Below are 15,330 nucleotides of genomic sequence, written 5' to 3'. Positions count from 1 at the left end.
CAAAGTAGTTAAATTCAAAGGCTTCAACATGATTGAATACCCGATTGATCAACTCCCACAGCTTATTGATGAGCTTTTACAATGTGATACCACAGAGCGTAAAAATAAGCTGTTAGCTGACGCCAAAGAAATACTTTCGACAGAACATTTATCGTTATTATTTGAAGCCTTACCAAAAGATCAGCGTATAGATATTTGGCAGTTATTAGATGAAGACACTCAGCATGAAATATTCATTAATTTAGGCGCCGATAGCTGTCGTTGGTTATTACAAACACTCGATGAAGATGACGGTTTTAAATTACTTGATGAAGTAAGCGTTGCTGAGTTACTTGAACTTGAAGAAGTGATCCCTGAGCGCTTTGTTGAATACGCTCGCCGTCAACTTGATGAAGTACAAACCAAGCAATATGAATTAGCGCAGCAGTATCTGCCAGAGCAACTTGGTCACTGGCTTGATTTTGATTCACTTAAGGTTTCAGACAAACTAACGGTCGGTGGCGCACGAAAAATCCTGCAAAAAGGCTTACCGCAATATACCGAGGTTATTTATTTAGTGAGCCGCAAAGGCACGCTAATTGGTGAGGTATCGGTTAACACGTTATTTAAAGCTAAGGACTCAGACACCTTATTAAGTTTTGCTGATCACGATATAACTTCACTGCATGCCGACGATGATTTATACGAAGCAGCTGAAGTGGTGATCCACAGTGAAAAAATGGCAATGCCCGTTGTCAATGTCGATAATAAGTTACTGGGGCGATTAAAAGTTACCTCAGCTTACGAATTACGCCAAGAGGTCACCGATGAAGCAGCGGCAAAAGCGGGTGGTTTACGTGAAGACGAAGATCTATTTGCCAGCGTACGAAAAAGTGCGAAGAACCGTGGTATTTGGTTAGGCATTAATTTAGCAACCGCATTTTTAGCATCCTGGTTTATTGGCTTATTTGGCGCAACCATTGAGCAAGTGGTTGCATTGGCAGTATTAATGCCGGTAGTTGCGTCAATGGGCGGTATAGCAGGGAGCCAAACGTTAACCGTAATCGTGCGCGGTTTAGCGCTTGGTCAGGTGACTGACTCAAACCGTAAGGCGCTACTTAAAAAAGAGCTTAGGGTAGGTGCCGTAAATGGCTGTGTGTGGGCTATGGTAATTGGTGTGCTCACCTATTTTTGGTTTAGTGATGTAATGCTCAGTATTACCATTACAGTGGCTATTTTGCTTAATTTAATTGCAGCCTCTTTGTCTGGCGTGGTGATCCCTTCTATTTTAGATAAAATGAAAATCGATCCCGCACTGTCAGGTTCAGTAATCTTGACAACAGTGACCGATATCGTTGGCTTTGTCACTTTCTTAGGGTTAGGTAGTTTATTACTACTTTAGTATTTTAGTTTAGGAAGTATGATAGCTTTTACAGGTATTTTATTAATTTCAGTTTTATTTCTGTTGTATGAACTTTTAGTGAAGAACTGGTTGGCGCGTATCATCTGGTTCTTTTTTATCATAAAGTACAGCTCTCGCAATAGCGAGTTACATAATTAAAAAGGAAATACTCAATGTCAAAGAAACCAGCTAAAGCAATCAGTAAAGAAGTAAAATCGATTAAAAAAGAAATCAGCGCTCGTAAAGATAAAGTCGCAAAACAAAAATCCAAAATAGGTAAGCTTAAAAAAGCGCTGAAAAAAGCAGCTTAATTTAGCATACGAAAATATTGCTGTGTGATCAGTTATTCTGCACTATCAGTAAAGGTTATAATTATACTTTTCAAATGCTTAGGCAATTATAAAATACTTTTGTAATTGCCAAGCCAGTTTTTTACCTCCACTCCTAGCACGCCATGATCTGCTAGCGCACAATATTTGTTAATAATTTTATGCAAATATGTTTTAATCTATGTATATACTTTACAGCATTAAGCGTTTGCTTAAACTTTATGATAAAAAATCACTTAATAATCGCTATTTTTATCTGTATTTTTTCTACGCTAACTAATGCGTCTGAACACTTTAGTGATCACGAACAATTCTGCTTACAACAGCCAGAGAAAGACTGCTTAGTTTATATTAATGAACGTATAGAGCAATCAGAGCTACATTCAACTCGGTGGTATAAAGCCAAGTCTTACTTATTTGATTATTACTACGATAAAAATGATTATGAAACCTTAAAAATCATTGTTGAACCATTCGCAGAACGAGATGATTTACCTGAAGTATTTAAAGTCCAAGCTTATTTTTACTATGCCAAAGCTTTGCATTTTTATCACGATGATGAGCGTGCAAAAATCTATGCAAATAAGGCATTTACAGATATAAAGTTGATGTACGATGCGTTTGCAGATCCAATGCGAATGCTCGAGTTAGCTAATTTGCAGTATGTTTTTGGTAATAAGGAATCCGCTTTTCAGATGCTGCTCAAAACCGAACGAAAGTTTGGCAAGAGTAAAGATCCAATTTTTAATTTTGAGTTACAGTCTAATAAAGCAAATATTTATCACGCTTATGGCGATTTAGAAAATGCCAGAGAGAGCAGAAAAAAAGCGCTTGATTGGATACTACCAACCCAGCATCAAGGCAAAATTATTGTGGCACAGGGGAATTTAGCGCGCACATATCAATTGCTCGGACAGTATGACCTTGCTATTAAGTACTATGTAGATTCGTTGAGTTATATGGTAGAAGGTAGTGATGATATTGCAAAAGCTGCGCATACATTAAGGTTGGCAGAAATATGCTGGCAAGCAAAAGATAATCAGCAGGCTACTAAGTGGTTTAAAACAGTTAAAGAGAGTGATTTAAATCGTAACCATAAAATAGTCTATAAGCAATTAGCTACAGCCTTAACTTTGTAGCGATTGTAACTATACATCCCCGATAAGACGGCCCATATTTATATGGGCCGTAGTTACTTGTTTAATTAAAAGTTAAACGTTACATTCGCATAAACAAAGCGGCCATCTAAACTATATGGCGTGAACCCGCTGTAAGTGAAAATTTGGTTGAAATCACTATAACCAATATTACTTACCGTATCTTGCGGGTACTGATCAAATAGATTGTTAGCACCTAAAGCAAGTTTCCATTGCTCGGTTGGGCGATACGCCACTTCAATATCAGTGAGCCATTTCGCCTTAAGAAGCTCATCGCCCTCAGCACTACTTGAGGTATCAACTACTTCACCATAGCGAGTTGCACGAAGCGTGGCCTGTATATTTTCATAATCCCATGTTGCAGACAGGTTCCATTTATCTGCTGGTGTGCCTTTTTCGAATCGAGAAATTTCACGTCGTGCAAAGTATTGATATCCATCACCTAACGCTTCGAGTTCTGGTGGATTGTCTTTCACATGAGTAACTTCTGTATCGTTAAAGTTTACAGCGGCACTTAAGCGTAAGTCACCATAATCAGCTAAACCGAGTAAATAGGTGGCAACAATATCAACCCCTTGAGTACGCGAATCGATAGCGTTGGTAAAGTAGCGCACACTTTGGGTATTAAGCTCAGCGGCTTGTTGTAAAATAGCTTCAACAGCAGGGCCTTCTAAGTTTTCAGAAAGCACAATGCGATCATCAATATCGATACGATAAGCATCAAGCGTGAAGCTAAAATTACCTTCTGTGAAGATAAAACCAGCGGTCATATTGACAGACTCTTCAGCGTCTAAATCTTTTGCGCCAAGCGCTTTGGCAGCAGCCTCACTACTTGGAAATAATCCGACTTCTCTAGGTACGCCATTTTCAAATACAGTGCTGACTGATTTATAAGATGTTTGTGCAAGAGACGGTGCTCTAAAACCACTACTGATAGCACCACGTAACGATAATGAAGGAGTAATGCTATAGCGGCTGGCAAGTTTCGCTGTAAAAGTACTGCCAAAATCACTATAGTCTTCAAATCGACCTGCTAGCACAGCATTCCAATTTTCAGTGAGGTAGGTATCAAATTCAGCAAATAGGGCAATGTTATGGCGGCTTTTATCAGTTGCACTATCGGGTGAAAAACCTGATAAAACTTGTGCACCACCGGCGGCAACAGGTACGCCTTGTGCATCAAGTACCGTTAAATACGAAGCTTGTTCACCGGCTTTGATTTGGTAGTTTTCATGGCGATATTCAGTACCAATGGTAACAAACACGTCATCAGGCAAGCCTAAGTCAAAGCTATTGCTGGCATCCATGTTAACAAGGAATTGTTCATACACTAATGCGCCATTATCAAACTCTGTCGGACTGTTAGCACCCATAGAGGTATTGATACTATTGCTAACACCTAATGCAAAATCATTGCGACCATAATTAGTGCTGATATCCCATGTCCAATCATTACTAACCCCATTTAAACCGATAGCAAACGAATAGTCGTCAACATCAGTGTCAATGTTTGGTAAAAACCCATCAGGATAAACGCTTGGCACATTACGGTTGTCTTTGGCACGGCGATAGAAACCGCCTGAGTTACCTTTACGATTTGAATAGCTGGCAAAAGAGTAAAGTGATAAGTCATCACTAAAGTCGTAGCCAAGATTATAAAATAGCGCGATATCTTCAACATCGGCTTTACCAAAGCGGTGGTTATAACGGTCAAACGTCAGCTCTTTTGGATCAAGCGCGCCGTTTTCATCACGATTATATTGTTCTCGCTCATCAATACCTGAGCGGTTAGTTGGCTCGTTGTTACGGGTTTCAATTGAGATATTGATAAAGCCATTCTCGGTAAGCGAAAAGCCCGCATTGGCACTTGCAGTTCGGGTAATACCATCGTTAACGCGGCGGTCATCACCTTTAACAAAACCAAGCTTACCTTGCGAGTCGATGATTGTTTCTTTTAACTGTGCAGAGCCTGCCATTTGCGAATCATATTGACCATAAGTGTAGCTTACACTACCGCCTTCATCGGCATCTTTGAGCACAATATTGATCACACCGGCGATGGCATCTGAGCCATATTGCGCAGCTGCACCATCACGCAGTACTTCAACGCGTTTAATCGCAGAGGTTGGAATATTATTTAAATCAACAGCCGTAGAGCCACGGCCAACTGTGCCACCTAAATTTAATAAAGCACCAGAGTGACGGCGTTTACCATTGACAAGTACTAAGGTGTGATCAGGAGCTAGGCCTCGTAATACTGCTGGTTTTGCATGGTCTGTACCATCAGCGAGGGTTGCACTTGGGTAGTTAAAGCTGGGTAGTTGCGCAGCAAGCACTTGGCTTATTTCAAGCTGGCCTGTGGTTGCCAGATCACGACTGGTTAGCAAGTCTACAGGAACTGTACTTTCCGACAGGCTGCGTAAACTACGACGTGTGCCGGTAACCGAAATAACTTCAATATCTTTTACTTCGTTTTCGCTAGTTGGTTGCTCTGCTGCAATGGCACTTACTTGAAAAGCAAATGTACTGCATATTGCTAAATGTAGGGGCAGTTTTTTTAAGTTAGCCATATAGTAATCCCTTGAGTATGTTGATTTTAACCAACAACATTTTACTAATAAAATGTTTACTCAACAAAGAATAGATCAGAATACCATAGTAGCAATGTACCTTAATTGTTAATATTTTGCGTCTTATGTAACTGTTAGTGTGTTTTATTTACAAGTTGCAGTTTGCGGTTCTATCTGCAAAAAGTAATAGCGAGCTGTAACTGATAGACAAATTATTTACCGTTATAGCGTATTAAGCACTAATACTAATTTTATTTCTGCCGTCAGATTTTGCTCTATATAAAGCCGTATCAGCGGCACATATTAGCGCTTCGCAGGTGCGGTATTGGTTATCAAATTCGCAGGCAATCCCTTGGCTCACACTTACTTTAACTTCTGGCGGTAGGCCAATGTCAGTAAATGACATCGCATTAATCTGTTGTTGTATATGTCTGGCAACAACAGTGGCACTATCGCGGTTACAACGCGGTAATACAACCGCAAATTCTTCACCGCCATAACGAGCGGCTAAACAATCTCTTGACGGTATACATTGCAAAATCACTTTGGCAATTTTTTGCAAACATTTATCGCCTTTTATATGGCCGTAGTTGTCATTAAACTTTTTAAAATAATCAACATCAATCAGTATTGTGCTTAAAGGCTGATGGCTTTGAATACTCTCTGCCCAAAATTTATTTAATGACTCATCAAGCGTAAAACGGTTAGCAAGGCCGGTTAAGTGATCAGTCGAGGCTTGTATTTTTAATCGATTAAATATCGCTTTATGCGCGCTTAAATCATGTAATATACAAACGTATAGCTTTTGTGCACAGGCAATGCTTTGTGGCATGTTAGAAATAGATAAATCAGCTTCGATTATACTGCCATCGAGTTTATTTATTTTAACTTCATTTGGGCCAAAGTTAAGGCGAGTGTCTTTTATATCAAGCCAGTTTAATAGCGTATACATGTATTTGTCACGATCTGTTTCGTGTAAAAATTGTAGCAAGCTTTGCCCAATCAATGACTGCTGAGAGTCACCTAAAAGTTGTGCCGCCATCGGGTTAACAAACTCAAACGTGCCTTGTTCATCGATAACAAAAATGCCTTCACTGGTACCATTAAACAGTTCAATCAAGGCACCAAACTGTAAGTGAGAAAGACAGGCAGAAAGGGTTTTGCCAATAGCAGCTGATTGCTTATTTGCATTAAGTGTATGGTTGTTAGTATTTGTTTGCTTAGACACGTTTGATCCCTACGCTTTGCTATACGTTTTTGGTGTCTATAAATTTACTTAAAAAAGTGCAAATAAACCTTCTGGTAATCTTCTGGTTTTAAGGTGTTGATTTTTATTGTTTTGTTTTTAATTTGCACAGGTTTTAACTAACCTGTGCAAGCATTATTACCAGTTTCAATCAGGTTTATTTTTATTTTCAATCTGCGGGTCTGGGCTCTTGTAAGTTTTACCATCGCGTTCTACCACAAAACGCATGCAAGTAAGGCCGGTATTTTGGTTTGAATCAAATACACAAATCGCTTTACCGCCTTTTATTAGCGCGCCGGCAAAGTCTTCTTTAGCGCAAGGCTCTTCAGAGCCTTCAACTTCAGAGAACTCAACATCAACAAATGTGATGCCATCATTGGCCTTGTTGTCTCTAATGATATAAAGGCCAATTGAGTTGGCATCTACAACGCTGCCACCACCGCTAACTACCTTGTCATTTTCATAGTAAGTTATTATCGCTTCGTTATTGTCGTTTATAGTAATGTCTACGTTAAATATAAATGGCGTTAAGGTTGGAAGCATGTTTTTTCCTTTTCGATTGTTATAGTTCAAAGTTACTGATGCCCAAATTAATTAGGCTGTTTTTTAATTCTGTAATCTCGGCTTCTTTATTTAAGCAAATATGCGCTTGAATAAGAGGGAAGGTATGATATATACTTTTAGTTTTTTTATCTTCCAAAGCACTGAGTGCGTTTTTACAATATATTTTTCTTTCTTCTTTATTTGAGGTTAGTTTTGCATGAATTAAATTTAATGTTGCGAAAATTGACCCAGAATTATTTTCATTAAGTCGATTTATTTGTTTTTTATAATCGTCACTTTGCTCAAGCTCTGTTAAAAGTGCTTGAGCTTTTATCTCAAAGCCTCCTTGTGAAAAATACTCAACCAAATTGATTTGGGTATTAATTATTTGCGTATTACTAAAACTCTCTTGGTTAACAAATTTTATGATGTCGTTCACTTGACTATTGACTTTTTTATCATCAGATAGCATTAACTGCAAAGCTAAAAACCGATAGTAATACCGTTGAAATTCGTTGTTATCAGGGTCTTGTATACGAGCTTGGTTGATGGAATCAGTCGCAAGCTTTGCTTTAGCATATGCTGCGCTTTTATCAGTAAAGTAACGTAATAAATAGCTTTGCTGTATATATTGATAGGCAAGAGCACTGTGCAAACTGGCATCACCTGGGTACTGTAACAATAGAGTGCCTAGCTCGTTAGCGGCGCTATTAAGCATAGCCAATGCTTCATTAAAGTTACCTAATTTCTCTTCAGTACTGGCGAGCCAGCTAATTGTATCTGCTTTATCACGCAATAAGTTTTTGTTGTTGGGTTTCAGCTCAAGGGCTTTGTTTTTTAAAGCAAGCGACTGTGTAAAGTTTTGCTTTGCAGCAGTGTAGTTAAATTGTTTTAAATACAAAGAACCCAATGAGTTATGAGAATATGACAGCTCCATAATCGCATTAAAATCATTAGGTGCTAGTGAGTACATTGTTTCACTATAGGCTTGGTATTTTTTAAACATTGGCTCAGTGGAAGCGTAATCATTTTTATCATAACTTAGCTGGCCTAACCAAAAGGCATTGGCGCCTGCAAGCGTTAGCAGCTCTAAATTGTTTGGCTGTATTTTTAAAAGTGCCTCAAGGCGAGTGCGGGCGTTTTCAAACGCGGTATAGGCCTCATTGGTTTTGCCGCGAGAATAGGCCACTTCTCCCATTGCCTCAAGGGTTTGTGCATATTGAAAGCGGTTGTTAAATTCGGTTTTTTGGTCTGTAAAGCGAAAGAGAGAGTTGTCCTCATCAGCTTGATTAGTAAAATACTCCAGCGCTTTATTGCTAATACCATCGAGCAAATCCATACGTTTAACGCTACGCAGTTTATCGGCAAATTCACCCACCATAAAACCAAGTAGGCTTTCGGCTTCTAAGCGTTTTTGCTGCGCGATTTGCTCGGCGTGGTAGCTGCGTACGCTCATAAAGGTGGCTATAAAACTGAGTAAAATAAGTGCAACCGCGGTGGCTTGTAACACTCTTTTTTTACGTTTTGCCCTGCGGTTTGATGCTTTAATTAAACTCAGTTCAGCAACACTGAGGCTAAACATCGGGTTATTTATAAGGCTTTGTGCTTCTTGTAACGGCTTGCCCTGCGCTAATAAAAAGTCGGCATGTTTTTGCTCGTTTAACCAACGCTCGGTGGCGATTTGTAAGCGACTTTTAATGGCTAAGCTTTGTTGGTGTTGGTTTATCCAGTCTATGGCGCGTTGCCACTGACGTAGTAGTGCTTCGTGTGCCAAACTAAAACAGGCTTGCTCGTTTTTAAGGTGCGACACAAATAAGCGGCTATCGACCATCGCTTGTGCAAGTTGTGTTTGTGCAGGGGTGGTGAGTTCATCCCAACGGGCTGCGCGGCTGGTGAGGGTTTCGCCATCAGCGTGCAGGGTAATTAGTTTTGATAATACCAAGCTCAGCTGGGCTTGTTGTTGCTTGGGCAGTTGTGTAAAAACGTGCTCAGCTTTTTGGCCAATCGCGCCTTCAATACCGCCCAATGCTTGGTATTCAGAGACTAATAGCTCATCGTTTTCGCTGCGCTGTAAGTACAGTTGTTGCAAAGTGTATTGCAGCATTGGCAGGGCGTCGGGGTTATTGGCGGTGTCGTTACAGAGCATTTCATCCAGTGGTGTTTGGTGCTCAGGGTCAAGCTGCCAACTAAGCCCTGCGGCTAAAGCTGGCAGGCGGATCATCTGTTTTAATTCAGAACGCGTTGGCGGTAGCAAGTCAAAATGCGCGCCATTGGCTTTACCAGCCATTAAACTGGGTTGATTAACCACTTGGGGGTAAAAGTCATTTCGACAGGCGCTAAATATAATCATGCAGTTACTGGTGGCCAGTAACTCTATAATTGTTAAAAACTGGCTGCGCTCTTGCTCGCTAAATACTGGCGACGACAGCAATACTTCAAGGCGGTCGATAAATAAAAATAAATACGGTTTTATATGGGTTGTTTGCCCTTGCTTTAAAGCCATTTGGCAACGCTCAATAACTTGCTCAGGCGTTGAGAGTAATAACTCACTGAGGGAGTCGGCACTGATATTTGTTAAAACTGGCGCATCGTTGATTTCTAAATCAAGTAAAGTAGAGGCTAGATCGAGAAATAGCCGACCTTTACTTACGTCTGCAAAGTCGAGCAAGCAGTATGACTCAATTCGAAAGCCATCAAAGCCTGCTTCACTCATTAGTGCTGGTAATACACCTGCATTGACCAGTGATGACTTACCTGAGCCACTTGAGCCGAGCAATAAGCAAAATGCGCGGCCATAATTAATTTGCGCAGATACCCGCTGTAATAGTGTGTTTATTTGCTTGCTGCGGCCAAAAAACACCGCGGCTTCATTGGGGGTGAACGCGCTTAACCCAACAAATGGCGAATCACCTTGCCACTTACTATGGCTGGCTTTTTGCTCATCATCAAGAGGGAGCTCTATTTTGGCGATAACGCGATAGCCGCGCTTGCGGATTGTCTCTATGTATTGCGGATCACTGGCTTTATCGTCAAATGCTTTACGCAATTGCGTGATGACTTTATGCAGGGGATTATCGCCCACTGCAACTGTGCGCCAACAGTGGTTAAGGATCTCTTCACTGCTAACTAACTCTCCTTGTTTTTCGCATAATAACAATAAAACATCCATCGCTTTGGGCTCAAGTTGTTTGATTTGCGCGCCTCGTATTAAACTATTGGTGGTAGCTGTTACTTGCCATTCGCCGACAAAGAAAACGGATTTACTCATGCAGGGCTCATCATTGTTATTGTTAAAATTGAGGTTACTTCAACAGGTTTTTTTATCCTACTGCAAGCAATAAGTTAATACAATATTCTGAGTCAAACGTTAAGAATCTTAATTAAACAGTTATAGTACAGGTTATGTCTAATCTACATTACTTTATGTAAAGCTTGCTTGACTTAAATGTATTCTTCAATAATACTTAGTCAAGTTTACTTGACTAAAAAGGTGAGAACATGAAACAACAAACAGGATTAACATTCAAACAACGTAACAAACTAAACACAGTTTATTTAGCAAAGTGGACTCTGGCGTGGGTTTTAACTTTGGCGCTTGCGTCATTCGGGCCATTGTTGCTGTGGGGCGAGCAGAACACGCTACTTAGTATAGTGGCAATTATGGTCAATGTTTTCGCAGGTATTATGATGATTATGGCAAATAAACGCCATTTAGCTGGTTTAGATGAATTGCAGCAACGGTTACATTTAAATGCGATGGCGATTACCTTAGGAGGGAGTTTAGTATTTGGTTTAGCATACTCGGTATTACAAACGAGCGGGGTAATTTCGTTTCGACAAGGGATTTCCCATTTAGTGATGTTTATGGGGATAACTTATTTAGTGTCTGTCGTAGTGATGAATAAACAACTTGGCGCTGAGGACGAAGAATGAAAAACCGCCTTAAAGTATTGCGCGCGGAGCATGACCTTACTCAGGCAAAATTAGCAGAGCTACTTGATGTATCAAGGCAAACGGTGAATGCTATCGAAAAAGGCAAGTTCGATCCTAGTTTACCATTAGCGTTTAAAGCAGCTCGTTTATTTAAATTAAAAATTGAAGATATCTTTCAAGATGAAGAGGTATAAATTCTACACTCTGCGTGCTTAAAGTACGCAGAGTGCAGTGCTGTTTATGGGGCAACTAGTTGCGGTTTTTGTTTACCCATTTGCAATGCACTCAGTAACCACATAATAAATCCACCAGCAAATAACACTGCGGCGACATAGCCGGTTTGATTAGGTTGCGCGCCTTGTGCAATTGCTAAGCCGCCAACCCAAGGACCAATTGCATTTGCAGTATTGAATGCGCATTGTACAAGTGCGCCAATCATTGCGTGCCCATGCGGAGATACATCCATCAACATAGTTTGAATAACTGTGCCAAGTCCGACACTAAAACCAATAAAAAATATAACCGCATAAAGTAACCAAATGTTATGGCTTGCCATTACATAAGTTGTAGCAAAAATGATTGCGCCAACAAGTGCTATACCGGTGGTTTTAAGGGGCGAATGATCCGCTGCCTTACCTAAAATATAGTTGCCCAGCGTACAACCAATACCGAACATAACCATCGCAATTGATATAGTGTAGGCTGGTGTGTGGGTGACCACTAAAATTGTATCGGCAATATAAGTATAAATGCAAAACACCCCGCCAAAGCCAACAATAATGATCCCTAAAATTGACCAAACCAGCTTATTTTTCAGTACGCTCAACTCGCTTAATAACGACGAAGGGGCTGAATTTTTTGTGTTTGGTATGAACTTTACAATTAGAATTAACGCAACAAGTGCCAGCACTGCGGTGCCCGCTAAACAATAACGCCAACTAAAATTTTGACCGACTAAAGTAACCATAGGCACGCCAACAATCGTTGCTATGGTAAGGCCCATAAATACTTTAGACATAAAGCTGGCGCGTTTATTGGCAGGTGCTATATCTGCGGCTAATAAAATGGCAACAGCAAAATAAGCTCCGTGGGGTAAACCACTTAAAAAGCGAAATAATATAAGCTGCTCTAACGAATTAGCAAATGCGCTTAAGCCGTTAAATATAAACATCATCGACACAAATAATAGCAAGGCATTACGCTTGCGCATATTTGCTGTGGTGATCATAAAAAACGGTGCACCGATCACTACGCCAATCGCATAGGCGCTAATGGTATAACCGCTTTGTGCTGGTGTTGAGGCAAATGTTTCGCTGAACAATGGCAGCATTGGCATCATCGAAAATTCCGATAATCCTAAAATAAAAGTACCCAGTGCAAGTACTAACAAAATAGCGGTAGTGCTTAGCGTATTGTTCACGACGCTAGGTTCAGGTGACATAGATAACCCTTGTAAAAAGACTGACGACAAAATATGAATGATTTATTTAATAAAAAGCAGGAAACTGCAATTTTGAAGAACCAATTAAACCGCGATTGTATGATAAAAATAAGTCAGCGTCTGCACTAAAAACAGTGTATTTAGAGCAGAAAATACGATTTTAGATTGCAGTGTTTTTGGCTGAATAGGAACGTTCTAATTTTCAATGACTTGATATATTCACCTTGGTTATTAAGCGGCATGCTGATGAAAAATAAATTTTCAGTGGTTGTGGCTATTTTATGTTTTTAGTGTTCTAACAGCCTTTTAAAAGTTATTAGCGTGTTTAAAATAAGAACAATAAACATCGAGTCAGAGCTTGGGGTGCGACAATTTGTCGCGTGTTCAGTGTTGTCGTCAAGTTATATACTTTGCTTATCTTAAACCTGCTGTAATTAAAGAATAAAATGAGCAACCACAATCCACTTATCAATTCACGTTATGCACTTTCTCCGTTAGCACTTTGCATAGCGAGTTTAGTTTCTCCTTACGTTCTTGCTGATGATTCAATTGAAGTGATTGAGGTACAAGGCCAAAACGTTAACAGCCATGCAAATTTAGGTTCTGCAGAACAGCTTTTAACTGAGTTGGGGGTGGATTTCTCTGCGGCAGGTGGCGTTTCTAGTTTACCTATATTAAATGGCATGATGGGCGATAGAGTTAAAGTACTGGTCGATGGCGCAGATATTACTGCGGCCTGTGGCAATCAGATGAACCCACCATTATCTTATATTTCGGCTAATCAGCTATCGTCTTATCAAGTGATTGCAGGTATTTCGCCAGTAAGCGCTGGTGGCGATAACATTGCCGGCGTTATTGTAGTAAACACCATTGCTGCGCAATATGGTGAGAGTGATACGTTAGCGTGGCATTCAGGTTATGTGTCGGCGCAGTATCGCAGTGTAAATAATGCGCAAGCGGTAGGTGTTGGCGCACGACTTGCCAGTGGCAGCTTGAGTTTAAATTATCAAGGTGCCTTTGAAGACGCTGATAGTTATGACGATGGTAATGGTGATTTAGTATTAGATACTCTATATCGTGTGCAAAATCATGTATTAACTGCAGCGCTGCGAGATGAAAAACAACAGCTAGTGGTTAAATTAACGCATCAAAAAATACCCTTTCAGGGCTTTGCTAATCAATATATGGATATGACGGATAACACCAGTTATGGCATAGTCACTCAGTATAAACGCCAGCTTGAAAGTGGTGAGTTTCGAGCGCAAATAAACTTTAATGATATAAAGCACGAAATGGGTTTTTTCAGCGCTGAAAAAACCGGCATGATGCCGATGAATACCGACGCGCAAGATATCAGTTATCAACTTAATTGGCGTTTAGACTTTGATGCTGACACTGTATTACTGCTCGGCCAAGAATACTATGGTTACCGTATTGATGATTGGTGGCCTGCGATTGAAGGCTCAATGATGATGGGGCCTAACGACTATGTAAATATTAATGACGGTGAACGCGACCGCTACACCGGTTTTGCTGAGCTGCAAAAGCAGCTAAATAACAAGTGGTGGGTCTCTGCTGGTACGCGTATTGAATATGTGCAAACGGATACCGGTGAAGTGCAGCCATATTCAGACATGGGTGATGGCATGAATGGAATGTCAGGTATGGGAAGTATGCCAGCAATGAATATGGCAGATCCAAATAAAGATGCTGCAAAAGAGTTTAATGCCATGGATCGCGCGCGTAGTGACACGCTTGTGGATGCCAGCCTATTATTACGCTACCAAATTACTAATGAAGATGAACTACAATTTGGCTTAGCACGTAAAAATCGTGCGCCTAATTTATATGAACGTTATAGCTGGGGTGTCAGCACAATGTCGACCAGTATGATTGGTTGGTTTGGTGATGGTAATGGTTATATTGGTAACCCAGACTTAGTAGCCGAAACCGCGCATACCATCAGCACCAGTTACACTAAATCGGCAAAAGATGGACAGTGGCAAATAACAGCTAACGCTTGGTATACCCAAGTAAATGATTATATTGATGTTACTGTTGTTGGCAGTACTAACCGCACAGATAAGGTATTAACTGAGCGTAATACCCTGCAATTTACCAATTTAGACGCCACACTTTATGGCACTAAGCTTGAAGGTATTATCCGTGTTGTTGATAGTAAAAATGCAGGCACATGGGATTTAACCGCCGCGCTTACTAGCACCCATGGCGAGCGTGATGACAGTGATGAGCCGTTATATCAAATAATGCCACTGCACAGCAAAATAGCCCTTGAGCAACAACTCGGTAAATGGCAAAACTCATTAAGCTGGCAGTGGGTAGATAGTAAAACGCGTGTAGATCCGCGTCGTATTGAAAATCTATCAGCCAACTATAGCTTAGTGAATTTAGCAACCAAGGCGAGATGGGATAAGCTAACAGTTAAGTTAGCAATTACTAATTTACTTGATCAGTATTATCAACAGCCGTTAGGCGGAGTCAGTATTGCTGATTTTAAAACAGATATGAGCCAAGGCTTCAGCCAATTAGCAGGACAAGGTCGCTCGGTTAATGCCGGTATCAGCTACGCATTTTAAGTAAATTACCCAGGGCAAGAGCATGAAAAAAGTCTATGATTTCAATACCTTTTCAAGGTAATCTGTACTGCGCATAGCTTTTTTCTGTTTTGCGGGCATGCCTTTATTAAAGCTTGTTTCTGCTTTTAGCTGA

At 40.4% G+C, this 15,330-nt stretch carries 11 protein-coding genes; 6 read left to right on the top strand and 5 right to left on the bottom strand.

The features are described from left to right. Positions 1-28 precede the first annotated feature (28 nt). The 3 genes from H5183_RS18945 (at position 29) to H5183_RS18935 (ending at position 2,849) form a co-directional block, all read left to right on the top strand. Positions 29-1,381 (top strand): magnesium transporter, encoded by a 1,353-nt coding sequence (locus H5183_RS18945; protein ID WP_182732439.1) that lies wholly within the window; start codon positions 29-31, stop codon positions 1,379-1,381. A 173-nt stretch (positions 1,382-1,554) separates the two neighbouring features. Beyond that, positions 1,555-1,692, top strand: coding sequence for a hypothetical protein (locus tag H5183_RS18940; protein ID WP_182732438.1), 138 nt, complete (start codon positions 1,555-1,557; stop codon positions 1,690-1,692). Between the two features lie 239 nt (positions 1,693-1,931). Next, complete coding sequence (locus tag H5183_RS18935) at positions 1,932-2,849, top strand: tetratricopeptide repeat protein (RefSeq protein ID WP_182732437.1); 918 nt, start codon at positions 1,932-1,934, stop codon at positions 2,847-2,849. A 65-nt stretch (positions 2,850-2,914) separates the two neighbouring features. Here the strand turns inward: H5183_RS18935 and H5183_RS18930 are convergent, their stop codons facing one another. The 4 genes from H5183_RS18930 to H5183_RS18915 all read right to left on the bottom strand — a co-directional run bounded on the left by H5183_RS18930 (position 2,915) and on the right by H5183_RS18915 (position 10,494). After that, complete coding sequence (locus tag H5183_RS18930; RefSeq protein ID WP_182732436.1) at positions 2,915-5,437, bottom strand: TonB-dependent siderophore receptor; 2,523 nt, start codon at positions 5,435-5,437, stop codon at positions 2,915-2,917. A 232-nt stretch (positions 5,438-5,669) separates the two neighbouring features. Further along, positions 5,670-6,605, bottom strand: coding sequence for a sensor domain-containing diguanylate cyclase (locus H5183_RS18925; protein WP_310736590.1), 936 nt, complete (start codon positions 6,603-6,605; stop codon positions 5,670-5,672). 225 nt (positions 6,606-6,830) lie between these two features. Then, on the bottom strand, positions 6,831-7,226 hold the full coding sequence (locus tag H5183_RS18920) for a DP-EP family protein (protein WP_182732434.1): 396 nt from the start codon (positions 7,224-7,226) through the stop codon (positions 6,831-6,833). A 19-nt stretch (positions 7,227-7,245) separates the two neighbouring features. Continuing rightward, a complete protein-coding gene (locus tag H5183_RS18915) occupies positions 7,246-10,494 on the bottom strand; it encodes a transcriptional regulator (protein ID WP_182732433.1) in 3,249 nt (1,082 codons plus the stop codon). 230 nt (positions 10,495-10,724) lie between these two features. On the opposite strand from H5183_RS18915, the gene H5183_RS18910 reads away from it, so the two are divergent. Continuing rightward, entirely contained in the window at positions 10,725-11,159 is a 435-nt protein-coding gene (locus H5183_RS18910; protein ID WP_145237512.1) for a hypothetical protein, read from the top strand. Next, positions 11,156-11,353 carry a helix-turn-helix transcriptional regulator gene (locus tag H5183_RS18905; RefSeq protein WP_145237509.1) on the top strand — a complete coding sequence of 66 codons (198 nt, stop codon included), beginning with the start codon at positions 11,156-11,158 and terminating at the stop codon, positions 11,351-11,353. Before H5183_RS18910 ends, H5183_RS18905 begins: the two co-directional genes overlap by 4 nt. A 44-nt stretch (positions 11,354-11,397) precedes the next feature. On the opposite strand, the gene H5183_RS18900 is transcribed toward H5183_RS18905, so the two are convergent. Continuing rightward, entirely contained in the window at positions 11,398-12,600 is a 1,203-nt protein-coding gene (locus H5183_RS18900) for an MFS transporter (RefSeq protein WP_145237506.1), read from the bottom strand. A gap of 446 nt (positions 12,601-13,046) precedes the next feature. On the opposite strand from H5183_RS18900, the gene H5183_RS18895 reads away from it, so the two are divergent. Beyond that, positions 13,047-15,197: a TonB-dependent receptor gene (locus tag H5183_RS18895; protein ID WP_182732432.1), complete on the top strand. Its 2,151-nt coding sequence runs from the start codon at positions 13,047-13,049 to the stop codon at positions 15,195-15,197. Positions 15,198-15,330 lie beyond the last annotated feature (133 nt).

The sequence above is a fragment of the Pseudoalteromonas sp. SR44-8 genome, from assembly GCF_014163635.1.
Lineage (GTDB): Bacteria > Pseudomonadota > Gammaproteobacteria > Enterobacterales > Alteromonadaceae > Pseudoalteromonas > Pseudoalteromonas rhizosphaerae.
The sequence above is the reverse complement of the archived record's forward strand: the minus strand, read 5'-3'. Positions and strand labels throughout refer to the sequence as shown.